Source organism: Bifidobacterium miconis (genome assembly GCF_019331735.1).
In the GTDB taxonomy this organism is placed as follows: Bacteria; Actinomycetota; Actinomycetes; order Actinomycetales; family Bifidobacteriaceae; genus Bifidobacterium; species Bifidobacterium miconis.
In genome coordinates this window covers 1-25,933 of the sequence record NZ_JAHBBH010000037.1, presented here as the reverse complement: position 1 = coordinate 25,933, position 25,933 = coordinate 1, and the positions used below count along the sequence as shown (strand labels likewise).

19 protein-coding genes are annotated in these 25,933 nt (G+C 63.6%); 4 read left to right on the top strand and 15 right to left on the bottom strand.

Annotated features, from left to right (window positions below):
- Nucleotides 1-379 precede the first annotated feature (379 nt).
- From KIH79_RS10485 to KIH79_RS10440, 10 genes are all read right to left on the bottom strand, one after another.
- The gene (locus KIH79_RS10485) at nucleotides 380-1,462 is read right to left on the bottom strand and encodes a hydroxyacid dehydrogenase (RefSeq protein ID WP_219059318.1); all 1,083 of its coding nucleotides are present in this window, start codon (nucleotides 1,460-1,462) and stop codon (nucleotides 380-382) included.
- Between the two features lie 388 nt (nucleotides 1,463-1,850).
- A complete protein-coding gene (locus KIH79_RS10480) occupies nucleotides 1,851-2,525 on the bottom strand; it encodes a YczE/YyaS/YitT family protein (RefSeq protein WP_219059317.1) in 675 nt (224 codons plus the stop codon).
- Between the two features lie 525 nt (nucleotides 2,526-3,050).
- Nucleotides 3,051-7,052 (bottom strand): hypothetical protein, encoded by a 4,002-nt coding sequence (locus KIH79_RS10475; protein ID WP_219059316.1) that lies wholly within the window; start codon nucleotides 7,050-7,052, stop codon nucleotides 3,051-3,053.
- Nucleotides 7,053-7,364: 312 nt separating this feature from the next.
- Nucleotides 7,365-8,498 carry a LacI family DNA-binding transcriptional regulator gene (locus KIH79_RS10470; protein WP_219059315.1) on the bottom strand — a complete coding sequence of 378 codons (1,134 nt, stop codon included), beginning with the start codon at nucleotides 8,496-8,498 and terminating at the stop codon, nucleotides 7,365-7,367.
- A 118-nt stretch (nucleotides 8,499-8,616) separates the two neighbouring features.
- Nucleotides 8,617-9,399, bottom strand: a complete 783-nt coding sequence (locus KIH79_RS10465) for an alpha/beta fold hydrolase (protein WP_219059314.1) — start codon at nucleotides 9,397-9,399, stop codon at nucleotides 8,617-8,619.
- 154 nt (nucleotides 9,400-9,553) lie between these two features.
- Nucleotides 9,554-10,276 (bottom strand): YesL family protein, encoded by a 723-nt coding sequence (locus tag KIH79_RS10460; RefSeq protein ID WP_219059313.1) that lies wholly within the window; start codon nucleotides 10,274-10,276, stop codon nucleotides 9,554-9,556.
- A gap of 159 nt (nucleotides 10,277-10,435) precedes the next feature.
- Nucleotides 10,436-12,121 (bottom strand): extracellular solute-binding protein, encoded by a 1,686-nt coding sequence (locus tag KIH79_RS10455; RefSeq protein ID WP_219059312.1) that lies wholly within the window; start codon nucleotides 12,119-12,121, stop codon nucleotides 10,436-10,438.
- 232 nt (nucleotides 12,122-12,353) lie between these two features.
- Nucleotides 12,354-13,337 carry a carbohydrate ABC transporter permease gene (locus KIH79_RS10450; RefSeq protein ID WP_236023804.1) on the bottom strand — a complete coding sequence of 328 codons (984 nt, stop codon included), beginning with the start codon at nucleotides 13,335-13,337 and terminating at the stop codon, nucleotides 12,354-12,356.
- Nucleotides 13,338-13,380: 43 nt separating this feature from the next.
- Entirely contained in the window at nucleotides 13,381-14,310 is a 930-nt protein-coding gene (locus tag KIH79_RS10445; protein WP_033492436.1) for an ABC transporter permease, read from the bottom strand.
- A 149-nt stretch (nucleotides 14,311-14,459) separates the two neighbouring features.
- Nucleotides 14,460-14,708 carry a hypothetical protein gene (locus KIH79_RS10440; RefSeq protein ID WP_219059311.1) on the bottom strand — a complete coding sequence of 83 codons (249 nt, stop codon included), beginning with the start codon at nucleotides 14,706-14,708 and terminating at the stop codon, nucleotides 14,460-14,462.
- 680 nt (nucleotides 14,709-15,388) lie between these two features.
- Between KIH79_RS10440 and KIH79_RS10435 the strand changes: the two genes are divergently transcribed.
- The gene (locus KIH79_RS10435; RefSeq protein WP_219059310.1) at nucleotides 15,389-15,835 is read left to right on the top strand and encodes a DUF3592 domain-containing protein; all 447 of its coding nucleotides are present in this window, start codon (nucleotides 15,389-15,391) and stop codon (nucleotides 15,833-15,835) included.
- Between the two features lie 114 nt (nucleotides 15,836-15,949).
- Nucleotides 15,950-16,417 carry a DUF3592 domain-containing protein gene (locus KIH79_RS10430; RefSeq protein WP_219059309.1) on the top strand — a complete coding sequence of 156 codons (468 nt, stop codon included), beginning with the start codon at nucleotides 15,950-15,952 and terminating at the stop codon, nucleotides 16,415-16,417.
- Nucleotides 16,418-16,509: 92 nt separating this feature from the next.
- On the opposite strand, the gene KIH79_RS10425 is transcribed toward KIH79_RS10430, so the two are convergent.
- Nucleotides 16,510-17,904 carry a glycoside hydrolase family 28 protein gene (locus KIH79_RS10425; RefSeq protein WP_219059308.1) on the bottom strand — a complete coding sequence of 465 codons (1,395 nt, stop codon included), beginning with the start codon at nucleotides 17,902-17,904 and terminating at the stop codon, nucleotides 16,510-16,512.
- A 145-nt stretch (nucleotides 17,905-18,049) separates the two neighbouring features.
- A complete protein-coding gene (locus KIH79_RS10420; protein WP_219059307.1) occupies nucleotides 18,050-19,321 on the bottom strand; it encodes an MFS transporter in 1,272 nt (423 codons plus the stop codon).
- A gap of 390 nt (nucleotides 19,322-19,711) precedes the next feature.
- Here KIH79_RS10420 and KIH79_RS10415 point away from each other — a divergent pair, with 390 nt between their 5' ends.
- Together KIH79_RS10415 and KIH79_RS10410 are read left to right on the top strand one after the other, a co-directional pair.
- A complete protein-coding gene (locus KIH79_RS10415; protein WP_219059306.1) occupies nucleotides 19,712-20,818 on the top strand; it encodes a LacI family DNA-binding transcriptional regulator in 1,107 nt (368 codons plus the stop codon).
- Nucleotides 20,819-21,004: 186 nt separating this feature from the next.
- Nucleotides 21,005-22,066: a VanZ family protein gene (locus tag KIH79_RS10410; protein WP_219059305.1), complete on the top strand. Its 1,062-nt coding sequence runs from the start codon at nucleotides 21,005-21,007 to the stop codon at nucleotides 22,064-22,066.
- A gap of 260 nt (nucleotides 22,067-22,326) precedes the next feature.
- Here the strand turns inward: KIH79_RS10410 and KIH79_RS10405 are convergent, their stop codons facing one another.
- From KIH79_RS10405 to KIH79_RS10395, 3 genes are all read right to left on the bottom strand, one after another.
- Complete coding sequence (locus KIH79_RS10405; protein WP_236023803.1) at nucleotides 22,327-23,388, bottom strand: CTP synthase; 1,062 nt, start codon at nucleotides 23,386-23,388, stop codon at nucleotides 22,327-22,329.
- A gap of 378 nt (nucleotides 23,389-23,766) precedes the next feature.
- Nucleotides 23,767-24,654, bottom strand: coding sequence for a sugar phosphate isomerase/epimerase family protein (locus KIH79_RS10400; protein ID WP_219059304.1), 888 nt, complete (start codon nucleotides 24,652-24,654; stop codon nucleotides 23,767-23,769).
- A 162-nt stretch (nucleotides 24,655-24,816) separates the two neighbouring features.
- A partial coding sequence (locus tag KIH79_RS10395) for a glycoside hydrolase family 43 protein (RefSeq protein WP_219059303.1) occupies nucleotides 24,817-25,933 on the bottom strand: 1,117 nt, incomplete at its 5' end.

The following is a 25,933-nucleotide window of genomic DNA, read 5'->3' as shown; positions in this document are numbered from 1 at the left end:
CACGGAATGGCAAATGAGGGTGTTTTTCCGTTCCGCGGACTGTACGGGTAATCACGGGATGGCAAGCAAGCGGCAATTTCCATTGCGTGACCGCGGGGTCGCTCTAAAACTCCTGATATCGAGGTCACGGAACGGCATTGGACCGTTTCAATCCATCGCGTGAACAGTCGGCCGGTCATGCGATGGAAAAATCCCTCCATTTTCCATCGCATGACCTCCGCCCCCCGCAACATGCCCCTTCGCAACGCCCTTGAAGCGCGCCCTCCTCGAATACAATTCCAGCAACGAGGAGAAACCGACCGCGTGCCGCCGCACGACGACGACGCGGAAAATACATCCCAGCAACGAGGAGAAACACCCAGCCGCAGCGCTCGTTATGTCAGTACTCCTCGCGGTACCTGAGCGGCTTGCCGGCGGCGGCGCGGGCGAGCTCCTCGGCCACGTTGAGCCCCATCGCATGCAGTTCGGAACCGGTCGACCCGGCGATGTGCGGCGTGAGGATCACGTTCGGCATATCCCACAGCGGCGAGTCGCTCGGCAGCGGCTCGGGCCAGGTCACGTCGAGAATCGCGTTGATGCGTCCCGTCTTCAGCTCCGCGATCAGCGCGTCGTGGTCGACGACGCGGCCTCGCGCCGAGTTGAGCAGCGTCGCGCCGTCCTTCATCAGCGCGAGCTCGCGCGCGCCGATCATGCCGCGCAGGGGCGGAATGTCGGGCGCGTGCAGCGACACGATGTCCGACTGCCGCAGCAGCGTGTCGAGATCGGCCTTGGTCGCGCCGTACGACGCAGTCTCGTCGGCGGACATGTCGATCGCGTACGCGAGCACGTCCAGCCGCGTCATCTGCAGCATGGTCATGAGCCGTCGGCCGATGCGCGACGACGCGCACACCAGTCCGACGGTCTTCTCGTAGTTGCCGACGTTCGCGAACACGCTTTGCACGTCGACCCACGCGCCCCAGCCGCGCTGTTCGTGGTACATGCGTTCGGCGCGGAAGAACTGCTTGTTGGCGAGCAGGATGTTTGCGAAGCAGTATTCGGCGACCGGCAGGCCGTTGATGTAGCCGGAGTTCGACAATTCGATGCCGCGCGCCTTGGCCGCCTGTTTTGCGGCGTCGTCCGTGAAGATGCGGGCCGCGGCGCCGCTGGCGGCGAAGATGCCCTTGAGGCGCGGCATGGCGGCGAGCACGGTCTCGTCGATCAGGTTTTCGCCGCCCCAGCCGGTGATGATGTAGTCGGCGCGGGCGATACGTTCGGCGTTCTCCGGGTCGCGGTAGTCCTCGACGACGACCGGACGGCCGGCCTCGTCGCGGTCGTAATCAGCCACGGTGTCGAGCTCGCGCCACGCGTCGCGGCCCATGACCTTGTCGACCAGATCGGCCGGACGGAACGAAAAGATGACGAACGGCCTGTTTTCCCGCTGCGTTCCGGCGATGTCCGCTGACTGCGATGACTCCTGCGTCATATAATGCTCCTTTGATGATGCCTTTCAGACCGGATCAAATCCTTCGTCTGCCTGATTGTACTCCGGGTGCAAACGCTTTCCAGAGGTTTGCCACGTCTTGGCAGGCAAGGGCGGTGGGCAAGAACCCCCGGACGGACTGCCCGACGGCAGTTCCTCTCCCTGAAACGGGCATCTGAAGGACGGTTTCAGTTCCCGGGATTGTCCGGGAAAAATCCCGGGAACCGGCCCATGTTCATATGAACATGTCTTTGCCTGAAATTTTAACAATGTGGGTCTGCGTCAATGTGCATTATTGCGCGATTTCCGGTTCCCGGGATTGTGGCGACCAATCCCGGGAACCAGCTCACCGCCATCAACGCGGCCGCCGCAATGAAGTGGCGCCAAGGCATCAGGACCGCTCGCCCGCCACAGCAGAGCGGACCGTCACACGTGGCTTCGCCGGGACGAACCGGCAAAAGCGATTGATCAGGTTGACGATCTGGCCGGTGATGACCGCGGCGACGACCGTGCCGAGTCCGAGCCCGTCGATGCGGCCGAAGAAGACGAACGACATGATGCCGGCGATGATGACCAGCGACACGTCGAAGCAGACCTTGACCGTACCGAAACGAACCTTGGTCACAATCGCGAACGCGTTCACGACGCCCTCGCCCGGCACCATGATGAGCCCGGGCGCGACCTCCATGCAGATGCCGAGCGCCAGGATCGCACAGCCGAGCAGCAGTCCGACGCCTTGGCTCCACCACGCGTCCGGCACGAACCACGTGAGCAGACGCATGCTCACGTCGAGCGCGGCCGCGAACCAGAACGTGGCCGCCAGCTGCAGGTACTGGACGGGGTGGAAGTCGCGGCGCAGCAGGGCGATCTCGATGAGGAGGAACGCGACGTTGACCGCGAAGGTCGTGATGCCGAAGCTGATCCAGGGGAAGCGCAGCGTCGTCACCCATGCGATACTCGAGATCGGTGAGGTGCCGAGGTCACTTTTCGTGATGAGCGCGATGCCGAACGATTCGACGGCAAGTCCGGCCAGAAAGCAGATGATCCGTTTGGCGATATATGGCATGTTCGTTCCTTCCCTGTATCCGATCCGCGCGATCCGCAAGGCGTCGCTCCGCCGGCTCGTCGACAACGACCGGGGAGGAACACGGACTCGTTGTGCAACCTGACACCCACTATACCACGTTTCGGTAAGCGCTTACCATAATAAGGACACGCTTAACCAACGATTTACCACACATGCAATGAACTTAACAGCAAGCGCTTACCCATGAAAAGCACGCAATAGGCCCAGAGGAGCCCCTCAACTACACCCGCACCCGGAACCCAAAAGCCGTATTCCGCGCCTGCAAAGAACAATCCGCAAAGAGAGAGGCAGTTTCCACGAATTGCAAAGGTCTATCCGCAAACTGAGAGGCAGCCATACGTGATATGACCGGCGAACAACGCCATCATCCAAGCGGACTGCAGCCGTTTTCGACCGGCCGCCCGCAGCGATTGCCTCTCAGTTTGCAGATAGACCCGTGCAGAACGCGAAAACTGCCTCTCAAATCGCAGATAGACTCGCCACGATCGATTCATGACCGTCCGGCTACTTCTCGCTCAGTGTGATGTGCGCGTTGGCGAGGGTCATGTCGGACACGGTGATGCGCTGGGTGCGCCCGTCGGCCAGACCGACCTCGATCACGCCACCGCAACCGTCCGCCGCGGGCGTTTCGTGCACGGAGCGCACCTGCGGGGTGCCGTCGTGCTGTTCGATGACGGTGACGAAGTTGCCAACGCGACCGCAAGTGCGGATGTCGAGCGTGCGGCGACGATCGCGCTCGTCGCCGATCGGATAGTCCGCGCCGACCGTCGCCATGAACCGGACCGCGCCGCCATGCGCCGCGACAGACTCGGCGGTCAGGTCGACGTGCACGACGGCCGGCGACGCGGCGTCCGCCGGAGACGCGGGGATGCTCGTGGCCATGCGCTCGGAGTCGATCTTGACCGGACCGCCCTCGTAGTCGAGATCGTCGGCCGGTACGGGCACCGTGTTCTCGACCTCGTACGGCAGGGAGCGGATCGGTACGCGTGTCCCGTCCGCGCACTCGACCGCGCCGTTGCCCCAGAACAGGCTCGGGACCGGCGGCCAGTGCTCGTTTTCCTCGGCCACGAACGACTCGTCGCTCACGGCCTGCAGGGTCAGCGACTTCGCGTCGGCCGGCACGGCCACGTCCACGTCGCCGGAACCGAAAATCCACGCGCCGAACTTGCCCGACGCGAGCGGCTGCACGCCCACGTACCGGTCCGGCGTGAACGCGTCGTCCGCCAGCACCAGCGTCGACGCGCCGTCCGCAACGGTCTCGGAAGCGCCCGCAGCCGCCGCGTCCAGCTCGGCCACGGACGCCGGCTTGACGAACGAACCCGCCACGGAACCCGCGAACACCGCATAATGCAGCTTCTGCTGGATTTGGTAGTACTCCGGATCGCAGCCAACGACGATCTGGCGCGAAGTCGGCGAAGCCGACCACACGTCCATGTGCATGATGCCGGGCGCGTTGTAGTTGGAACGCGTGTCCGTCATCCACTTGCCGCCGTTGAACTGGCTCATGTCCACGTCGAACGACGTCTTGACCGTGCCGCGCGCGTCGAAGACGTGGCAGTCGGTGATGAACTGTCCGCTCGACAACGGCGACGGGTCGAGCTTCGGATCGACGCCGCGGTAGGTCAGATCCGCAACACCGCCGTCTGGAGCCGCGCCCGTCGAGTACGCGAAGTGATCGCGGTCGGCCGGATCGTCGCACGGATACGCGAGCACTCCCCCGTGTTCGCCGGTGATCGACCGCAGGCCGTTGACGTGCATGAGCACGTCGTACTGATGTTCCGTTTCGCCGGATAGATAGTCGACGAGCACGATGTAGTCGTCGGTCACGAGCGTGGCGCGACGTTGCGTGATCGGCTCGGTGTAGCCGCTGCGCGACGCGTACTTCGGTGCGTCTTCCGGGGCGGGCAACGCGACCGAACGCCCCTCGATCCACGCCTGCTCGGCGAAGTCGGCACCCGAGGTCACGACCCAGCCGCCGTACGGCGGGTTGCACCAGCGCGTGACGATCTCCTGCACCACCACCTGCAGGTCGGGGTCGGAGCGGAACTGCAGCAGCTTCGCGCCCGTCGGGTCCTGCTGTTTCAGATCCACGAGCGCCATGTTGTGCGTGACCGAGTTCTGCACGTAGAACTTGTACATGAACGTGTGGTACGAGTACCAGACGTTCTCCGGATTGTAGAAGTTCTTTCCGAACCGGCGGATCGAATTCAGCGCGAGACGGTCGTAATGCCCGTGCGCGCCGCCCAGCACGCCGGTCTTGACCGTCACCTGATACTGCTCGTCCAGATCACGGCCCGGCTTCTGCGAGCGCAGCATTGTGATGCCGCCCACGGGCGAGGTCACGGATTTCCCGAATGCCGACAGTGCAGCCGCGTCGACCTCCGGCAGTTCGTCCACGCCGTACCACAGGTCGCGTTTCTCCGGCGGCACGGTGGCGAGCAGCGGCAGCAGCGACGGCTCGCGGTAGATGCGGTATGCGAGATCGTAGCGCGGGTCCATGAGCTGGTAGGCGGGGGCACGGTCCTCGCTCGAATCGTTCATGCCGAAGATCACGCCGTCGTGGCTGAAGAACGGGGTCAAAGAATCCACGAGCTGCTTGACGGAGCGCGTGTTGTGTTCGAACTTGCCCCAGATTTCGGTGGTCAAGCCGTCGATGCGGTCGGCGGCGGGCAGCATCGGGTCGTCGTACGCGCTGAATCGGCCGTAGCTGGCGGGCACTTGGATGTCGCGCAGGTTGAAGCCCCACTTGTCGACGGTGGTGATGAGCTGCAGGAACGTGCCCATGGCGAGATAGTTGTAGCCGATCGCGGACTCGTACCACCAACCGTCGTCGAGCACGCCGCGCGACAGATGGTCGAGGATGCCGCCGTCGCAGTGCATGAAGTAGTCCATCGCCTCGATGTCCTGCATCTCGGCCGCGCATTCGATGCAGCCCTGCAGTTCACACAGCTGCCAGTTGGACAGCTTGCCCTTCATCATCTCGCAGCGGATGATCTCCATGAACGTGCGGCAAGCTTCGTGCACGCGCGCCACCTCGGCGTCCGTCAGCAGGTCGAGTCCGCGCATGTGATCGACGGTGAACGCGATGAATTTGAAGAACTCGCCTTCGTGCACGAGTTCCTGACTGCCGCCCTTGATGGTGCGGAAGTAGCCGTCGGGCGCGATCATCTCGCGCAGGAACTGCGCGGATTTCTCGGCGAACCGGCGCCCACCGCTCAGCAGCGTGATGAGCACGCAGTTGTACGCTTCGTCCGAATTGCGCGTCTGGAACAGGTGGTCGGCGGCCGGGTCGACGGCGGGCACCTGCCAGCGTTCGGCCTGCTCGTAGCGCTGCCGATAGGCGGCCTTGGCCCAGTCCTGCGTCGCGATCTTGTGCTTGATGCCGTCGATGTCCGCTTTGGTGAGCGTGGTGCGGTAGTCGTCGGAGTGGTTGACGGTGACGAACCGCATGGTCTGCGACGCGCCGCTTGCGGACGTGACGACGAGCAGCTGGTCCTCGTGCCCGTACGGCGCGAGTCGTTCGGACGAGTGCACGGTCAGACGCACGACGCGACGTTCGCGCGGCCGGAGCGTGACGACGAGCGGGCTGGACGTCTGCTGCGACGACGATTGTCCGGCCGACGGCTGCGATGCGGACGATGTTGCGGATGAAGCCGCCACGGACACCGCTGCCGAGTCGCCGGCAGTCGGCGCCGCAGGATCGGCGGCGGACCGCGACCTGCCGCTGACGGCCGGCAGCACGGACCGGTCGTTCTCGCTGACCGTTGTTGCATCCGTCACGTCGGCGAGTTCGGTCGCGAGGACTTCCTTGCCGTGACGCTTGACGCTCGCGGTGACGGTCTGCGGCGCGTCGAGCATGTTCACCAGCGTCACGTCATACGATGCGGTCGACGAAGGATCGTCCGCGACGAGCGCGCGACCGCGCACCGCACAGCCGAGCAGCAGCTCGCGCGCGGCGACGAACCGCACGACGGTCGGCTCGATCGTCGCATAACCGGCAACATCATTCACAGCAGCAGCATCATTCTCGACATCACCGGCGGCCATGTTGGCAACCGCATCGGACGCAACAGCATCACCACCGGTCTGGCCGGCGGCATGCGCAGCAGCACCGGCATCCACAGCGACCGTCACGGCGACCACGCCCTTGGGCAGCACGCCCATGCCCTCGTCGAACGAGAACTGCGCGAACGGCACGAACGTCGAAGCCCCCGGCACCAGCATCGCCGCGGCCGTCACTTCCGGCAGCGCCTCCTCGCGCGGATTGCGGCACAGGGAACAGGTCAGCGTCACCGTCACCCGCGTCGGCGCGGCCACGTCGGCGGCCAGTTCGAGGCCGTACCAGTCGAGCACGTCGGCCGCGTGATCGTTCGACTCCCAGAACCCGTGCACATCCCACAACTTCTTGTGGTTCGGGTTCGGATGCGTGAACCTGACGCCGCCGGGCACGCCCGCGCGCTCCCACCGCGTCACGTCGATCACGGTGTGTTCCGGAAGATATCGCATGAGACTACTCCTTGTATTGCGGACGGCCACCACGGCCGACCATGAATAACCATGATTTAAGGGAATGGTGAAGGTTCGAAGAGCCGAGCATTGCCCAATCACGCGCCCGCTGCGTGATGGCCGCGTGACATTCACGCCACCACGGCACCGTTACCAGCGTGAATGTCACGCGCATCACGCCATGAGCGGGACATTCACGCTGGTAATCGATCCACACCCTCACCGATGTCACGCCAACGGCATCCGTTCCGTGACATCGGTGAGAGTAACCGCCCACAACCCACGCCAATGTCACGAACATCACGACGAACATCACCCCCGCGGCGGCATGACCGACTCGCGCACCACCAGCTGGGTCGGCAGGATGATGTCCCGCTCCCCCGCCAACGGCAGCTTCACGGCCATCTCGCCCATTTCGGCGAACGGCGCGCGCACCGTCGTCAGCGGCACGATCAAACCCTCCGCGTACGGCATATCGTCGAATCCGGCGACCGAATAGTCGTACGGCACGCGCCTGCCCATCTTCTTGAGCGTGAGGATCACGTCGAGCGCGACCTCATCGGTCACGCCCACGATCGCCGTGCAATCCAACCCCGCACGGCAGACGGTACGGAAATTGCCCGCCGACTCGACGCGGTTGCGGCTGTACGCCACGTCGCGCGACGGATCATGCTCGATGCCCGCGTCCGCGAGCGCGCCCAAAAACCCCTGGTAGCGCGCGGTGAACACCGGCTCGCCCTCGCGCACGCCCACGAACAGGAATTTGCGGTGGCCGAGCGAGATCATGTAGTTGGTCAGCTCGCGCATGCCGGCCTCGTTGTCGTAGTCGACCACCGCCACCGACTCGGGCAGGTCCAGACGCGGCCGCGCAAGCGCGACAAGCGAGGTGTCCGGCTGCTGGTCGAACTGGCCGACGATGTCGATCAGGGCTTCGTCGGACATGGACCCCTGCATCACGACGACGATGCGCGAGCGCTGCGCGAGCAGCTGGCTGGCCATCTCGTCGCCGCTCATGCCCTTGAACCGGGTGGAGAACAGGCGGAAGTTCAGATGCTGCCGGTACGACTCCTCGTCCACTGCGGCCATCATGTCGGCGTAGGTGCCGCCGGTGATGCCGGCGGCGACGAGCGTGACCGCGTTGGGCGGCGTGGTGAGCGCCTTGGCGTGGATGTTCGGCACGTAGCCGAGCTCCTTGGCCACGGACTGCACGCGTTCGCGGGTCGCCTCGGAGATGCCGGGCTGTCCGTTGAGCGCGCGCGACACGGACGCCACGGACACGCCGGCCGCCTTCGCGATGTCGCGGATGTTGAGGTTGCCGGTTTTCGCCGGCCCGGACTTGGATTTGCCGTTGTCGATGGTCTGATTTTGGCTGCTTCCGCCTTGGATCTGATCGGCCACGATTCGTCTCCCATTGCCTCGCGTGGTGTGCGTAACTGGTTTCGACATGGTAATCGCCTCGTTGGTCAATCAGGTGAACGGTTTGGGGATGGGGAACGCGCGCAAGGCGCGTCTGCGGGCCGCGTCCGATCGGGACTTCGAGCGACGGCTCCCCCACCGGGCCGTCCTATGCCGCGATCGCAGTCAGGTGCGCGGGACTCGGCACGTACAGCTTGCGCGAGAGCGCCCAGCCGACGACCTCGTCGCGGAAGCGGCGCGGATCCTCGAGGAAGAGGAAGTGCCGATGGCCGCCGCTCCACACGGTCACGTCGAACGTGCCGCAGGACTGTTCGAACCGCGCGCGTTCGACGCCCGGATAGATGCCGAACGTCGGCTTGGTGCGCTTGCGTGCGACCGGAACCGTCTGGTCGCAGACGCCGAACGCGCCGGGCGCGAGGTATTCGGACACGTAGTAGTCGACGAGCGCCTGCGGGTTGGTGCGGTGCACGTCGCTGAGCACGCCGTTCCACACGTCGCCGGGGATGGCCGGCGAGTGCGCGCCTTCGATGAAATCGAGCACGGCCTTGGTCGGATCGTCGCTCATGCGCTCAAGGAAGCGTTCGTGGAACGCACGCGTCGCCTCCTCGCCCATCGCGCCGTACGCGGGGTCAATGACGACTTCGCCGGCGACGAGTTCGGGATGGTTCGCGTGCACGGCGAGCGAGAGCTGTCCGCCCATCGAATGCGCGATGAGCAGCGCCTGCTTGCCTGCCGGAACCGTGTTGCGGATGTAGTCGGCGAGGTCTTCGGCGGCGGACGGGATCGTCCACGGGCCGTCGTCGCGGCGTTCGCCGTGGCCGGGCAGCGTGTAGGCGTGCACGTTCCAGTCGTCGGGCCAGTCGATGCCGTCCCAGACGCGCGGCGAGCCTGCCCAGCCGTGCACGAGCACCGCGTATGTGGTGTCAGTCATGGTCCTCTCTTCTTTCGGTTGCGTGAGTAATCACGTTCGTATCGTGTGCGGAATTGGTCTTGTCGTGCGATGCGCGATGATCGTCGTCGCGTCGTGCGTGCGATCGTCGCTGCGATCGCGGCTCACGGTCGCGTCGCGACCGTCCCGTCGCCGGTCAGATCGTCGACGTCGCGATCATCGGCGCGCGTCCGTCGCCGGACCGGCCTGCCGCATCGGACTGTCCGGACGCGCCGGCCGGACGCTGTTCGTCGGCGATCGGCAGCTCGTCCTTGCCGAGCAGGCGCAGCTGCTTGTTCCAGCGCGCGGTGATGAGCGCGGAGACCACGAACAGCGGCACGCTCGCGCACATGACCGGGATCAGGCCGGGCAGCAGCGCGCACAGCACAACGGTGATCGCCTCGACGGTCAGGATCTTGATCGACGTGAGCGTCCACATGGCCGGCAGCAGCAGCGAGTTCTTGATGAGCGCGGTGATCGTCAGCTCGAAGTTCGCCTCGTTCGCGGCCAGATACGGCAGCACGAGCGCGGCGACGTAGACGAGCGCGACGAGCGGCACGAGCCACGGGCCGTTCTGGTACCTGAGCACCCACAGGCTGAGCGTCAGGCTCGCGCACACGGCGACGAATAGGAACGAGACGAGCCAGAAGCGGCGGAACGCGGCCTTGTACAGCTGCCATGCGCGCACCGACCAGCGGAACGCGTCACCTTCGCGCTCGTAGGAGCGGAACACGCCGACGATCGCGACGGTGGCCGGCACGAGGCCGAACACGACGCCGCCGAGCAGGGTGAACGCGATCCACATGAGGTTCATCAGGGCGAGACGCGAGATCAGCAGCGTGATCTCGTAGACCTTCTGGGCGACTGCCTGTTTGTTCATGACGATGCTCCTTGGTGTGCTGCCTGCCGTCGGCGGCGTTTGCGATGTCCGTGCGTGTTGTCCGTGCGATACGGGGAAGGCTCCCCTTCCCCGTGAAGCGGGAACGGGGAGCCGTTCTGGGGCAGCCGACCGGTTCAGCGTCGGCCGGCTGGTGATGGGTCACTCGGCGTCGAAGTATTCCTGCGCGAACTTGGTTTCGAACTTGACGAGCTTGTCGTAACCGAGAGCCTTGGCCTTCTTGACCATGTCCTTCTCGAGGCTGTCGAACTCGGCGTTGTCCTTGGCATAGATCATCTTCCAGGAGTACTGCTTGATGACGTCGCCGACCTGGCTGACGACCACCTGGTCCTCCTTGCTCCACTCCATCTGAGAAACGTTCTTGGCCGGGAAGGCGGTGACCGTCTTGTCCTTGACCATAGCGGCCTTCATGTTCAAGGCGCCGTCGTGGTCGGCGGTCCATTCCTTGTCAAGCTCGCTGGCGTTGTCGGTCAGGTAGGTGTCCCACTGGTTGTAAACGGACACGGAGTTGTACTTCGGGTTGACGGCGTTGACGTTCACGGTCGGGCCGTTGACGCGGGCCTTGAAGGTCTCGTTGACATGGCCGCCGCCGAGGCTGTCGGGCACGGTGGCCGACCAGTCGCCCTTGCCGAGGTCGGTGAGTTCCGGCTTGCCGTCGGCGTTCATCTTCCACAGCACGCCCTCCGGGCCGTTCTCGAAGGTGAAGGAGCCCTCGTCGCCGTACATGTAGTTGAGGAACTTGAGCGCGCCGGCCTGGTTCTTGGCGTTCTTGGCCACGCCCCAGAACCAGCCCTCGGTGCCGCCGATGGTGGACACGTTCTCGACGACGTTCATGGAATCGTTGGAAATGCGCTCATAGCCCTTCTTCTGGGCGGTGAGGTCCTTGTTGACCGGGTTGAAGTTCAGGTTGCCCATGTAACCGTAGATCCACATGGCGGACTGGCCTTTCTCGGCCTTCTTGAGGTAGTCGTCCCAAGTCTGCGTGGCGGAATCCGGGTCGAGCATGCCGTCCTGATAGATGGAGTTCGCCCACTTGAGGCCCTGCAGGTAGAGGCTGTCGTCCTCGAGCAGGTCCTGAACCTTCTTGTTGATCGGGTCCATGTTGATGAACGTGTAGCCGTTGATGCCGTCGTTCTTGGTCCAGCCGTTCGCGTAAGCGATGGAGCGGATCTGCTCGGCGGAGGTGCCGTCCCAGCCGCCGAAGAGGCTCAGCGCGTAGAAGTTGTCGCCCTTCTCGGTCTTCGGGTGGGCCTTGGCCATGGCTTCGGCCACGTCCTTGTACCCCCAGTAGTCCTTGATCTCCGGGGAGCCGAGTTCCTTGTAGTAGTCGTAGCGCATGGCCGGCACGTTGACCGGGTCGCCCTTGGACAGCTCGGCCTTTTCGGCCACGCCGGACGGGATGGCGTACACCTTGCCGGAGTCGAGCTTCTCCATGCGCTTCACGCCGTCCTTGAAGCGGAACACGTTGGGCAGCTTGTCCTTGACGGTGTTCAGGTCGAGCACCTGGCCGGCGTCGATGGCCTGCTTCAAGGCGTCGCGGCTGCCGAACAGGACGAGGTCGCCGAGGTTGCCGGTGGTCAGCTTGGTCTGGAAGCGGTCGGTGCCGCCGACGGAGGACGGGGTGACCTTGACGGTGAGTCCGGTCGCATCCTTGATGCCCTTGCCGACGTAGCCGTCGAGGGTGCCTTCGTAGGTGGCGCCCTGCGAGAAGATCGTGATCTCGTTCGGGTTGCCGGCCGCGGTGCCGCCGCCGCAGGCCGCCAGCGGGACGACCATGGCCGCTGCGGCTGCCGCCGCGCTCATGCGGGCGATGTACTTCTTGTTCATGGGTTTCTCCTTCTTTGGGGGTGTCAGGCGCGGGACCTGCCGTGGTCTCGCGACGTGTGGTGTTGTTCGGGGTTGCGGTAGCCGGCCGTGTTCCCCGGGAACCAGTTGCTTGGCGATGAGCGGTTGAGTAACTAGTTACGGTTTTGGGTGTGCGGTTTTGCCGCGAATTGTTTGGTTATGGGGGGGTCGGCTTCGCCGGCCGGGCGTGGAGCCGGCGAAGTCAAAACTCATATCAGCCTTTAACAGCGCCGATCGTGATGCCCTTGACGAAGTACTTCTGCATGAACGGGTAGACGATGAAGATCGGCAGGACGGTGACCATCGTGACGGTCAGCTTGATCGACTGCGTGGTCACGCCGGTCGCGGCCATGTCGGCGCCGCCGCCGTTCTGGGCCATGATGTTCGCCATGGCCTGCGCCTGCGACAGGTAGCGGTAGAGCACGTACTGCAGGGTCTGCAGCTTGTCGTTGGTGATGTACAGGACGGTGTCCATGAAGCTGTTCCACTGGCCGACGGCGGAGAAGATCGCCAAGGTGGCGAGGATCGGGCCCATCAGCGGTAGCGCGATCTTGAAGAACACGGTCCATGTGCCGGCGCCGTCGATCTCGGCGGCCTCCTGCAGCGACTGCGGGATGGACGACTCGACGTACGTCTTGACGAGCACGATGTTGAACGCGGAGACCGCGCCCGGGATCACGTACACGAGGAAGTTGTCCAACAGGCCGAGGTAGTTGAACAGGATGTAGCCCGGGATCAGGCCGGCGTTCACGTACATCGTGGCCACGAAGAAGCGGTAGATGAACTGGCGGTGGGCCATCTTCGTCTGCGTCATCATGAAGCCGAGGAACGCGGAGACCGCCACGCACAGCACGGTGCCGATCACGGTGCGCAGCACGGACACGACGGTCGCGTTCGCGATGCCAGGCAGCTCGAAAATCGTCTTATAGTTGTCGAAGTGGATGCCCTGAGGCCAGAACAGGACCTTGCCGTCGGCACTGAGCTTGTTGTTCGAGATGGTGTTGATGAAGATGTACCAGAACGGGTAGAAGCAGATGAACGCCATGAACACCATGAAGATGGTGTTGCACACGTTGAACACCTTCTCGCCGGTCGACAGCTGGTCCATCGGGTTGCGCGAATCCTTCTTGGCCTTCACGGCCTTGGCCGGCTTGGCGGCCCTGGCGGGCTTGACGGCCGAAATCGCCTGTGCGGACATGATCAATGCTCCTTTGCTTATCGAATGAGGCTATGCGGCCGGACTAGAAGATCGAGTTGCCGCGGACCTTCTTGGAGATGCCGTTCACGGAGAACAGCAGCGCCAGGGAGACGACGGTCTTGAGGATGGAGATCACGGTGGCGAACGAGAAGTTGCCCTGCGAAATGCCGATGTTGTACGTGTACAGGTCAAGCACTTCCAAAGAATCCTTGTTCATGGCGTTGGAGAAGACGAAGTACTGGTCCATGCCCGTGTTGATGATGTTCGCCACGCTCATGAGCAGCAGCACGAAGAACGTGGGCAGCAGGCCCGGCACGGTGATGTGGATCGCACGCTGGAAGCGGTTCGCACCGTCGATCGACGCGGCCTCGTACAGCTCCTGGTCGATGCCGTTGATCGCGGCCAGGTACATGATCGCGGACCAGCCGATGGACTTCCAGATGCCCAAGGCGGTCATCTTGAGCCACATGTGGTCGGAGCTCAGCAGGAAGTTGATCGGCTGCTTGATGACGCCCCAGTCGACGAGCAGGTTGTTGACCACGCCGTTGTCGACGGACAGGAACGCGAACACGAGCGCGTACACCAGCACCCAGCTGACGAAGTTCGGCGCGGTGGTCAGGGTCTGCACCACGCGGCGCAGCTTGCTGGAGCGGAGCTCATACAGCAGGATCGCGAAGATCAGCGGCAGGACGCTGCAGGCGAGTCCCAGGAAGCTCATGCCCAGGGTGTTCACCAGCACGCGGCCGATGGTGTGCATCTGCTCCGGAGACGAGACGATCGACTGGAACCACTTGAGTCCCACGAACGGCATCTCCCACGGGGCCACGCCCGGCTGGTAGTCCACGAACGCGAAGTACCAACCCAGCAGCGGCAAATAGTTGAAGACCAGCACGAACGCCGCGAACGGCAGCACCATGTACAGCAGGCGCCAGCTATGCGACAAAAGCCTTGGGGTCTTTTTGACCTGTTCCATCAATCCTCCTCACCGAGAACCCCGATCCACGCGGACATCGCGCCAACCGGCCGGAATGCGGGAACGTCACAGACTTCGTGTCCGTTTCCGCTCTGTTGTTCTGTTGGTTATCACCATATCACGTAACCAGTTACGCAACAAATCATCTCTTACGCGACACGCCGGTAAGCGCTTACCATGTTTGCGCCACCATCGTTGAAAAACTGGCAAATCGGTATCATTTCAGTATTTTCAAAAACTTTCAATCGTGTCACTTTACCGCGTGTCGCGTACGCGACGGCATCATCGACACCAACCAATCCCCCGCCATCGCCCAGCCAAAAACGTAACCCATTACGCAACAGTCCACGTAACACCGCGAGCAATTCCCCCGTCGTATCACAACTCGCTTCGTCCAAACAGGCTTCTCGATGCACGCTCGACACGCATCTCGGCGGATGACGGGCGCCAACCATCCTCAAGCCATGCGGCGGACCATCCACTCGACCATCCACTCAACCATCCACTCGGACCGGACGTTCGAATGCCTGCACCATCCTTCCAGTGTCATGGCACTGTGGGCATAGACGGTACGCCGCCACGGGATCGTGGGCATGGACGGTATACGAACAGCCCCATTCTCGCCCGCTCATATACCGTTCATGCCCACGATTTTGCACATGGTCGGTTCACACCCACGACTATGGACGGAAATGACCGGGTTATGCCCACGATCGGAATTCCTCCGTCACCGCGGCAAGCACGGAACACGGATACTGTCCCGTCCATGCCCACAACATCGGTACAGCCTGCCGCATCGCCGGCATCATCACGTCAGACTTCCCTCTTGTGCAGGACCGTTAGACAGGACCGTCAGGCAGGACTGTTTCGCAGGACTGTTTCGCAAGACCATGTCCGCAGGACCCGACGAGGTCATAAGCGGCGCATCGACGGGCGGCAACGGCAAAAAGATCGTCATCGGGCGAGCCGCATGCCATGGCCTGAATTCGCTGTATGTTCATCTGCTCACGGCAAGCCGGCCGGCCCCGCGCGCAATGATGGAACATACCTATATATAAAAACCACAAGGAAGTGCATCATGAACGAAAGCCTGTCGGGCGTGCTGATCGCGGGCGGCACGTTCCTGTTCGTCGGACTGGTCTTCGCGATCATCGGGCTGCACGGCGTACTGCGCACGCGCAAGCTGGCCGCCAGATGCACCGAAGAGACGACGGGACTGGTCGCGCGCATGATCACATACAGCGACAACGACGGCACGACGTACAAGCCGGAGATCGAATACACGGTCGCCGGGCGGCAGTACACGGTGCGACCGGACGCGTCGATGAGCAGATCAAGCCTGAAGGTCGGCTACGACACGCGCGTCCGATACGATCCGTTCGACCCGCGCGTCGCATGGCTGCCGGACGATCGCGCGACCCGACGGTCCCGCCTGATCATGCTGACGTTAGGCGTGGTCTGGATGACGATCGGCATCGGCATCATGATCGACGGCCTCTTGCAGTTCCTCGGCTGGATCCGGTGAATCGCCGCGCCGGCATTCTCTACTGCGGCACGGCAAAACCACGACACGACAAAACCGCAACGCGACGGAACCGTATCCATACGCCGTGACAACGCGCAGCAAGGAGACGCAACGATGCACGATTTCATACGCAACCTCACGAATCCGGCGATCCTCGTGCCGCTGGCAGTCGGCGGCTTCTTCTTTCTTGTCGGCCTGCTCCTCACTATCGCCAACGTGCGCGGCCGGCTCTACGACCGCGATCTGCACGCGCGCTGCACCGAGGAAATCATGGGCACGGCGCGCGTTGACGAAGGCTACAACGGCGAGAACGCCCTGTACAGCCCGGAAATCGACTATCAGGTGGCGGGGCGGACGTATACGGTGAAGGGCACGACGTCGAACAATCATTCGCAATGGGTGACGGGAAGCCGGGTGCGGGTCCGTTTCGACCCGCTCGATCCGCAGACAGCCTGGCTGCCCGACGACAAGGAGGACTTCTGGCTTGAGTTCGGCCTGTTCGCCTTCGGCGCGCTGTTCACGCTCGTCGGGGGCGTCTCCATGGTCGGAGGCATCTTGTCCGGCTTGCGATCGATACGATAATGGGCCCCTTCCGCAGTCGGAAGAAGCCCATGGTGTTGACCTGCGCGATACGCGGAACCGCACGGCCGACGCGATGAGCGCCGATAGACTCCTTACAGCCGCTTGCCGTCGACGGTGACGTCGGGGTTGGCGACCGTGGCGCAGCCGTCGAGCAGGACGGCGGGGCGCTCGTCGGGGCGGATCGAACGCAGGCGGATGCGGTTGAGCTCAAGGCCGTGCACGTTGCGCAGGTCCATGAACGCGGTGCGCGACCAGTCGGGCCAGTAGTTCTCGCTGGACTTGACGTCCGGTTCGGCGAGCTTGTCGACGAGCCGCGGATACTCGTCCAGCGGTGGGATGTCGGCGAGCTTCACGCCGCCGATGAACGTGTAGCGCACGTTGTCGAGCGTCACGTCTTCGATCGGGTGTCCGTCGGCCGCATCGAAGCGGATGCCGGCGAAGCGCGGCTCGCCCATCACGTCGTCGGTGAAGCGGCGGTGCACGTTCGTCATCTCCTCGTCGTCGGTCGCGATCAGGTTGCTGATCGAGATGCGCGACATGGTGCCGATTTCGGGCATGTGGTCGAGTTCGACGGATGTGCCGTAGTCGTCGAGTTCGAAGCGGTTGTTGAGTACGGCGAAGATCGGACGGGTCACGTCGCGCATGACGATGTTGCTGATGGAAATGTCGCTGATCGAGCCGCCTTCGGTGCTTTCGAGCTTGATGCCCTCGCGCCAGACGCGGTTGAGCGTGCAGTTCGAGATGCTCACGTTGTAGATGTCGCCGATGGACTTCAGCCCGATGCGGATGCCCGCGCACACGCCGGAGAATTCGCAGTTGGTGACGTGCACGTCGTGCACCGGATAGTCCTTGCTGCTGGACTGCAGGCAGAAGTTGTCGTCGGTGCCGCGCACGTAGCAGTCGGAGATGAAGACGTGCGCGCTGCCGTCGAAGTCGAGTCCGTCGCCGTTGTAGCGCTTGTCGTTTTTGATGTCGAGGCCGTGGATCCACAGATACTCGCTGTCGAGGAATGCGGTCGTCCACGCGGCGGCCTCGTACAGGCGCAGGTTTTCGACGTGCACGTTGCGGCAGCGCAGCATGCGGATCATCATCGGCCGGTAGATCGAGCCCTCGTTCGGAAACGCGGACGCGTTGCCGTCGATCGTGCCGCGGCCGACGAGCGCGAAGTCGTGCTGGTCTTCAGCGTAGATGAAGCAACGGTCGAGCGCCTTTTCGTTGCGATAGCGGTTGTGGTGCACGTCGGCCGCGTAGTCGTTGATGTTCGGGCTCGCGAGCAGGGTCGCCGACTCGCTGATTTCCAGCGTGACGTTCGACTTGAGCTTGATCGTGCCGGCAAGGAACGTGCCGCCGGCAAGCACGACGCGGCCGCCGCCGTTCGCCGTGGCTGCGTCGATCGCGGCCTGGATGGACGGGCCGTCGTTGGTCGTGCCGTCGGCGACGGCGCCGTAGTCGTGTACGTCGTAGGTGAGCTTGGTGTTGATCGTCATTGTTCAGTCCTTTGCAAATACTGTCATGCCTACCGTGAGGGCGGATTGTTGGCACACATGCTTCGCCGATCCCATATCCACGGTAAACGCTTTCCATTATATAGAGAAGAGTCCCGCCCCGCAGACGGGACAGGCCGCGGGAACGCTACTTGATCCGCTCGATGCCGAAGATCGAGATCGCGGCGAGCGTGAGCACGATGAAGCCCATCGGGAACAGACCCGCATAGCCGAATTCCTTGAGCACGGCGAACGCGAGCAGCGGGGCGAGCAGCTGGCCGACGGTGCCTGCGGCGTTGAGGAAGGCGAGATCCTTGGCGGCGTTCTCGTTGTTCGGCAGCACGGAGGTCATGAGCGCCTGGTCGAGCGAGATGAAGATGCCGCCGCCGAGACCGGAGAACGCGACGTAGATCGTGTACATGAGCGGGTTCGGAATGAAGAACGGCAGCCAGCACGGGATACCGACCGCGAACACGGCGAGCGCGCACGGAATCTTGATGGACTTGAACAGGTCGGAGAGCGGGCCGGCGATCGCGGCGGAGACGACGGCGAGGATGAGGTTGAGCAGCGCCATGAAGCTCATCCACTTCGCGGCGTCCGCGTCGGACTGGTGCATATAGTCGGTCAGCGTGAACAGGCGGTAGGTGCCGATGCCGCCGGGCATCATGAACATGAAGCGGGCGATCGCGGCGAACCAGTAGTCGCGGCCGGCGTGCATCGGAGGCAGGAAGTCCTTGAACTGCGAAACATCGAACTTGCCGCGCGGCTTGTCGAGATTCGACGGCTCCTTGCACACGACGACGGCGACGAAGAGCAGGACGTCGGAGATGACGAGCAGCACGAACACGCCGGTCGGCACGTTGGTGATGAACAGCGAGCCGAGCGACTGCGCGCCGTTGAGGCCGATCTGCGTGGCAACGCCGAAGATGGCGGATGCCGAGCCACGGTACTTGGACGGAATAAGGTCAGGCATCCACGCCATGCCGGCGGACACGATCGCGTTGTAGCAGACCACGTAGAAGAACCAGGCGAGCATGACGACGGTGACGTTGCCGCTCAGCGCGAAGACGAGCAGTCCGAGGGTGCCGAAAATCGCGCCGAGAATGATCCACGGCGAGCGGCCGCCCCAGCGGGTGCGGGTCATGTCGGAGAGCGCGCCGAAAATGATGCCCGCGAAGATGGCGATGAACATGGCGACCGTGGTGCTCTGGGCAAGCAGATCGGTCTTTTGGTCGGGGGCCACCTGTGCCAGCTTGGCCGGCAACAGCGCGGCGGAGATGCCGAAGAACGGCGCGTACCAGCCGATGATGGCGAAGAACTGCGCCATCGACGGGCGCCAGGGGAATTTGCCCGTGTCCTTCGGGCCGTTGGCGGCGACGGATTGCGCCGGATCCACGGTATCGCTTATTGCAGAGCTCATCAGTCTGCTCCTTTGCTGTACGGATGTGTGTTTCAGTCGTTATGAGCGTCATCGTCCGGTTCCGCCTTCGGCTTGCCGGGCAACGCCCTGCGCTTATCAAACTTCTTGGTAAGCGCTTTCCGAATAATGAATATACAGGATTGTGCAACTAGTTGCAAATCGGCGTTTCGCACATCATCGCAACACAAGCCCCCATGCGGCCAACCGCCTCGCAACACGTCGCCCATGCGCTTGCGAACGGCTCAAACATCGGCCATAATCGCAACAGAACCACCCAAGCCGGCGCGACGCTGCGACCTACCGATAGCCGCGCCGATCCGCGCATCACCGACCATCGTCACGCGATGCCCGCGCACAGCATCACGGCAATGCCGAGGAAAGCGATATCCCATGACACAATCTGCGACGCCCCCGTCCGTTACGTCCGGCCCGCGCGCCAGCGGAGGCGTGACGATGAAGGACGTCGCCCGTCGTGCAGGAGTGTCCGTTTCCACCGCGTCCCGCGCACTGGCAGGCAATCCGCGCATCGGCAAAGACACCCGCGCCCGTGTGGAGCAGGCCGCCCGCGAACTCAATTACGTGGTCAACGGACTCGCGCAGTCGATGATGGGCGTGGGCACGAAAACACTGGCGTTCGTCACCACCGCATTTCTTGCCGAACCGTTCGCGCACATCGCGCAGGGCGTCGATCAAGTGGCAAAGCAGCACAACGCCATGCTACTCATGAACGCAACGCGGAACGATCCGCAGGCCGCACGCACCGCGATATCCACCCTCGCGCGACAGCGCACCACAGGCGTGCTGCTGGTCGGATCGCGCAGCATGGACGAAGCCTGTCTCGAACGGTTCACCCATTACCGGGACACGCTCGCCGCGGTGCACGCGACGCTGGTGCTGTGCGGCAGCCCCCGGATGCCGGGATTGGACGGCGTCCCTTCCGTGTCCTATGACCAGCGACGCGGCGCATACCTGGCGACGAGCGCGCTGCTGGACGCCGGTCACCGGCGCATCGCGTTTCTCGGTTATGAGGAACGCACCACCGCCCATGAACGTTTTCTCGGATTCCAGGACGCGATGCGGGAACATGGGCGCATGACGGACGTCGACGATCCGTTGGTGGTCAGGTCCGCCAATGTCATCAACGATCTTGACCCGACCATTCGTACGCTGCTGACTCACGACGACGATCGCCGTCCGACCGCGCTCGTCTGCGTCACCGACTTCGCCGCATACCGCGTGTACCGTATCGCGCGCAGTCTCGGCCTGCGGCTGCCCGACGATCTGTCCGTCACCGGATTCGACGATCTGTCCACCGACGATACCGTCACACCGCCGCTGAGCAGCGTCAGTGTGCCGTATGAACGCATCGGCGACTACGCCGCCCGACTCGCGCTGCGTCTGCCGGTCGACCAAGACGAGCATCCTGTCTTCCCCGTCACGTTCATTCCGCGCGAATCGATCACCGCGCCTCGTGATTCCTTCTCGAGCCGGCACTGACACATCGCAACCGCTTCAGGCATACAAGCCGCGTTCTTTAGCAACGCGGGGACTCGTCCCGGTTCCGCCAAGCCCGCACATGGGTCCAATCCTCCCACGGATGATGCCGTACGTCATTCCGCAGGACGACGGCAGGCTGCAGACATGCGAGGTACAGTGTCGCGTAGGTTCGAGAGAAGGAAAACCATGGGATACATCGCCTATTTCAGCCGGCCGTTCATGCTGGCGGTCGCCTTGTGGCCGTTCGTGTCGGCCGTGCTCACGGTGCCGGTGCTGGCGCTGCTGTACCACCGCTACAATCGCATCCGCTTGTCGCAGGCACTCGTCGCGTATGGCACGGTGCTGTACGCGATCGGCTTGCTGTGCTTCACGCTCTACCCGATGCCGGAGGATCCGGTCGCCTACTGCGCGGCGCATCATCTCGCGCCGCAGCTCAACCCGCTGCAGTTCATCGGCGACATCCGCACCGACGGTCTGTCCGCGATCATGCAGCTCGCACTGAATGTCGTGTTCTTCCTGCCGCTCGGCTTCATCATAGGCCGCGTGTTCCGCTGGCCGCTCGCCGCGGCCCTGCCGGTCGGCTTCGCGACGAGTCTGATGATCGAAACGCTGCAACTGACCGGATTCCTCGGCTTCTATCCGTGCTCGTACCGCCTGTTCGACGTGGACGATCTCATCACGAACACGCTGGGCGCGCTGCTCGGCTACGCCGGCGCGCGTCTGTTCGACCGGCTCGTGCCGCCGCGCGCGCACGATCTGACGACGGTGACGCAGCCGGGATTCCTGCGTCGCTGCATCGCGTACATCATCGATCTGACGGTGATCACGGCCGTGGCCATGCCGACGACCATGCTCATCACGGTGCTGTACGACATGTTCGTGCTGCGCGACATCGCGACGTGGCAGGCGATCCCGGTCGTCGGTCACGTGTTCGGCAACGACGTCACGTTCTCCGACGTGGTGACGCTGGTCGCGTTGCTCGTCTTCGAGCTGCTGGTGCCGTGGATGCGCGGCGGGCGCACGCTCGGCGGCGGGTTCACGCACATGACCTGCGAGACGCGGGTGCGGTCGGGCTGGCGGCGCGTGTTGTTCTACGCGGCGCGCACGGCCGTGTTCGTGATCGTCGTCTTCGCGCAGCTGATCCCGCGGTCCGGCCTGCTCGTGTTCATACTGCTCGTCTTTTATTGGATCAAGAAACAAATGCCCTACGACCTGCTGCCGGCTGACGACAACAACCGCCCCGTCTAGGCCCACACGCCCTATGTACGGGCATTATGACAGTATGCGACCGCATCACGTTACGGGCGTGCCGGCAATACCGGCCATATCCGGTAGTATCCGGCCGTATGTATGTGGCCGCGACGAGCCCCTTGCGGGCTTACTGTCGTTTCGGAAGACTAAAACGGCAGTAAGCCCGCAAGGATTCCGCAGCGGCCACATACATACGGCCACTCGCATCGCCAACGGGACGCATTTCGGTGCCATGTTTCCTGTACCTTGGGGCAACACTACCCGCCCAGCCAACAATGAGCGCGCGCACGCGGCACCCCCGCATCCTCCAGCTGCCGGATGAGAGGATCCCGCCGTCTTACCTCACTGGCGTTCGTCCTCAGCACGGTCGTTACGCCGGCACGCTGCAGCACCGCCTCCCGCATGCGCTCCGCGTGCACGACGCCGCGCACGTCACGCCCTTTGGTCATGGACGGATCCACATATTTGGCCATGCCGTCGTATTCCAACACGACGATGCGCCCGTCATGCAGGCGCCAGGCAAAATCAACCCGGTACAGGTTCCCCGTATGATGAGGATCCACAAACACCTGCTGCAGATCGGGAACCACGAATCCCGCCTCGATGATCACCGCGCGGCACCGCGACTCGCCCCCGTTCTCGCTCAGCGGGTTCGCATAGTGCAGCAGACGGAATACAGGACCGCAGTCCACGGACAGACCGTCGCATACCGCAATGATCTCCTCCCGGACGACCAATCCCCTACGCAAGGCCGAATCGTACATCGCCAAAACCGATGCAAATGGATATTGCAGGCCACAATCCACCAACGTGCGCGCCGGCGACGTGATCCTCACCAGATCGAGACACTCGCCGCGCACCGTTTCGCCCGGTCTCGTCACAACGAGTCCGATGCCCCCGCCGCTCGTCCGCATATACCGGACCTCCCGCACGGGAATATCCGCCATGTGAATACGCCGTATCTTGCGGTATGTCCGTTGGGCGCGGGACGAATGGGACGACGCCAGGACGACATGGCCTCCGTCATGCAACGCCCACGGGTATTCCAGCCGGAGGATCGCCGCTGCGCTGATTCCGGCGAAAATGCGACCCGGATACTGGCAGGACAACGTCTTGATGACATGTCTCGCACGCTCGGCGGCGTCAAGGGACTGCCAGTATTCAGCCCGCGCATACACATTGCGATGCGGTCGGACAATGATTCGGCGCTTCAACCGTACCGTCGCAGCCTTGCGTTCCGCATTGTTCGTCGGTTGGAAGCAGCGCTGGTTGGATTCCGCGTCGGCGATGAGCCGGTCAAGGGCTGCGTGTGCTCTCATACCGCGATGATGCCGGCAATGGCACCGAATCCGCAAGCGATACGGGGCACTGTGGAAAAATGGTCGGGTTGCTGGCGTGTCTGTGGATAACGCGTTGTGGATAATCGTCCTGCGGTGGGGCGGGGTGGTGGCGTGAACCGGCGGCCCGTCCAAATGCAAACTGAGCAAAACAGGCCGTATGTATGCGCCCGACACGAATGGACTGCGGGCTTACTGCTGTTTCGAAGGTGTCAAACGGCAGTAAGCCCGCAAGGATTCCGTCAAAGCCGCATACATACGGCCTGTTCGTGCGGGATTACCGTATCAGACTGCTTATGCCCACAATGCCTCGCGGTACACCGGCAATGGGAGGATGACTTCAGCCGTCATGCCCGATCATCACAGCTGGGATTCGGCGGGCAGGGCCTCGATGGCCTTGCGGGCGGCGACGAGGGCTTCCTCGAGCGGCTCGACCTGCGGGTACCAGCGACGCTCCCATTCCAAGGACAGCGGACCGGCGTAGCCGCCGTCCTTGAGCAGCTTGCAGCATTCGGCCAGCGGCACGCGGCCGGTGCCCTGCAGCACCGGGGTCTGGTCGCCCGGGAACGCGCAGTCCTTGATCTGCACGACGCCGCGGCCATTCACCAGATACGGCTTCAAGTACTCGAACGTGGTGGCCGGCGCCTCACCAACGCGCCACGGGTGGGCGAGGTCCCAGATGGAGCCGGCCCGGTTGCCCGGCGCGATCTTATCGAGATAGTAGTGGATGATCGCGTTGCGCTCGCCGTTGGTGTGGCTGTCGTGCGTCTCGATGAGCGGCTGCACGCCGAGCTTGTCGGCGGTCGGCAAGGCCCGGGCGATGATCTCGGCGCCACGCTTGGAGACGCCGGCGAGGTTCATGCTCTTCGGCAGGACCATGCCCGGCAGGCGGTCCGGATCCCAGCTCGGCTCAAGCGGAGCAGTCGGGAAGACGCGCACGTACTTGGCGCCGAGCACGGACGCCATGTGCAGGCAGTGTTCAAGGCTTTCGACCAGTTCGTCGTCCTCGCGGTCAGTGTTGCACACCTGCACGCGCGAGTCGACGCTGAAGATCGAGACGCCGGCCTTATCGGCCAGTTCGTCGCGCATGGCCTTGAGCTCGTCGTCAGTCGAAGCCATCGTGAACTTCATTTCGTCGCCGACGGCGACTTCGATCTGCTTGACGCCGGTGTTCTTGAACGTGCGGGCGAGTTCGTCCATCGTGTCGTACGGTGCGCCGAGGGTCGACGCGGCCAGTTCCCATGTCATGATTGTGTTCCTTTCGTTGTTTGTGATCGTCTTGACTTTTCCTGCCCAAGAACTGTCAGAAGCGGTGAGGCTGAGGGGTTGAGACAATGTAGGGCACAACCTTTTGACTACCCCTCAGTCGACTTCGTCGACAGCTCCCCTGACAAGGGGAGCCGAGAAAAGCTACCGTTCCTGATAGTCGAAGTATTTGAAGTCGGCGTGCGACTGTTTGGCGTCCATGTCCTGCGCGCAGATGCCGACCATGCCGCCGGTGAACGCGCAGCCCTTGATGGTGCGTTCCACGTAGTCGTCGCTGATGTGATCGGCGGGCTGGTCGCCGCCGAGCGGACGCCAGTCCGGCTCCGAGGAACCGGATGTACCGGTCGTACCGGTCGTACCGGCCGCAGCCCCGTCGGCAGCACCAGCCGAATCGTCCGCATCGCCGCCCGGCACGCCGTCACCCTGCGCGTAGAAGAAGTTCGCCACGGCGTGACGTACCTCGACCTTCACGCGCACCGGACCGTCGTCCAGCGCCACCGCCTCGGAGCCGTACGACAGCTCCTCGTGGTCGCAGCGCAGCACCTGCAGGATGCGGCGGTCCGTGCCTTCCGAATCGAACGACACGTACGCGTAGATCCAGTTCTGCGTGTCGTAGTAGAGGATCAGTCCGGCCACCTGCTGGTAGTTCTTGGGATCGAAGTCGATCACCGTGTCCGCGTCGAAGTCGTACGCCTCCCAGCGCCGGGCGAACAGCACCTGATGATGCTGCGAGCGCAGCGACTGGTCGCCGTACAGGCGCAGCCAGCCGGGACGCGCGGTGAGCGAATAGTCCTTTTCAGCCGAAAGCGCGCAGCGCAAGGTCTTCAGGCTCGGCGGGATGGCCGGGTCGGTCACGGACGTGAGCGGCGCGCATGCCTGCGCGGCCGCGTCCGGCGCGAAGTCGATGCGTTCGGAATGGTCGGTCTTCTGCACGACGCCCTGCGAGACGGCCGGCGCGGGCACCGTGAGGTCGGGGCTGATCGTGTTGTTGATGAGCCGTGGCCAGCCGTCCTCGGTCCAGTAGATCTTCTGGATGGCGGTTTCGCGGCCGAGCGTGCAGTTGCCGCGTTCGGTGAGCGGACGTCCGCAGATCTGCGTGACGTACCATTCGTCGCCGATTTGCAGGAAGCAGCAGTGGCCGGACTTCTGCAGCGGGTTGGTCGGCTCGTCGCGCGTGGTCATGAGCGGCGTGTACGGCGAATCCTCGAATGGGCCTTCGAGCGTACGGGCGCGGGCCACGGTGGCGGCGTGCATGTAGCCG

Bases quoted from the DNA above. Each gene is read 5' to 3' on its own strand.
- KIH79_RS10485 (WP_219059318.1), bottom strand. From the start codon at position 1,462: ATGACGCAGGAGTCATCGCAGTCAGCGGACATCGCCGGAACGCAGCGG.
- KIH79_RS10435 (WP_219059310.1), top strand. From the start codon at position 15,389: ATGAACGAAAGCCTGTCGGGCGTGCTGATCGCGGGCGGCACGTTCCTG.
- KIH79_RS10470 (WP_219059315.1), bottom strand. From the start codon at position 8,498: ATGTCGAAACCAGTTACGCACACCACGCGAGGCAATGGGAGACGAATC.
- KIH79_RS10475 (WP_219059316.1), bottom strand. From the start codon at position 7,052: ATGCGATATCTTCCGGAACACACCGTGATCGACGTGACGCGGTGGGAG.
- KIH79_RS10415 (WP_219059306.1), top strand. From the start codon at position 19,712: ATGACACAATCTGCGACGCCCCCGTCCGTTACGTCCGGCCCGCGCGCC.
- KIH79_RS10400 (WP_219059304.1), bottom strand. From the start codon at position 24,654: ATGACATGGGAACTGGCCGCGTCGACCCTCGGCGCACCGTACGACACG.
- KIH79_RS10455 (WP_219059312.1), bottom strand. From the start codon at position 12,121: ATGAACAAGAAGTACATCGCCCGCATGAGCGCGGCGGCAGCCGCAGCG.
- KIH79_RS10425 (WP_219059308.1), bottom strand. From the start codon at position 17,904: ATGACGATCAACACCAAGCTCACCTACGACGTACACGACTACGGCGCC.
- KIH79_RS10480 (WP_219059317.1), bottom strand. From the start codon at position 2,525: ATGCCATATATCGCCAAACGGATCATCTGCTTTCTGGCCGGACTTGCC.
- KIH79_RS10405 (WP_236023803.1), bottom strand. From the start codon at position 23,388: ATGAGAGCACACGCAGCCCTTGACCGGCTCATCGCCGACGCGGAATCC.
- KIH79_RS10445 (WP_033492436.1), bottom strand. From the start codon at position 14,310: ATGGAACAGGTCAAAAAGACCCCAAGGCTTTTGTCGCATAGCTGGCGC.
- KIH79_RS10465 (WP_219059314.1), bottom strand. From the start codon at position 9,399: ATGACTGACACCACATACGCGGTGCTCGTGCACGGCTGGGCAGGCTCG.
- KIH79_RS10420 (WP_219059307.1), bottom strand. From the start codon at position 19,321: ATGAGCTCTGCAATAAGCGATACCGTGGATCCGGCGCAATCCGTCGCC.
- KIH79_RS10430 (WP_219059309.1), top strand. From the start codon at position 15,950: ATGCACGATTTCATACGCAACCTCACGAATCCGGCGATCCTCGTGCCG.
- KIH79_RS10460 (WP_219059313.1), bottom strand. From the start codon at position 10,276: ATGAACAAACAGGCAGTCGCCCAGAAGGTCTACGAGATCACGCTGCTG.
- KIH79_RS10450 (WP_236023804.1), bottom strand. From the start codon at position 13,337: ATGTCCGCACAGGCGATTTCGGCCGTCAAGCCCGCCAGGGCCGCCAAG.
- KIH79_RS10410 (WP_219059305.1), top strand. From the start codon at position 21,005: ATGGGATACATCGCCTATTTCAGCCGGCCGTTCATGCTGGCGGTCGCC.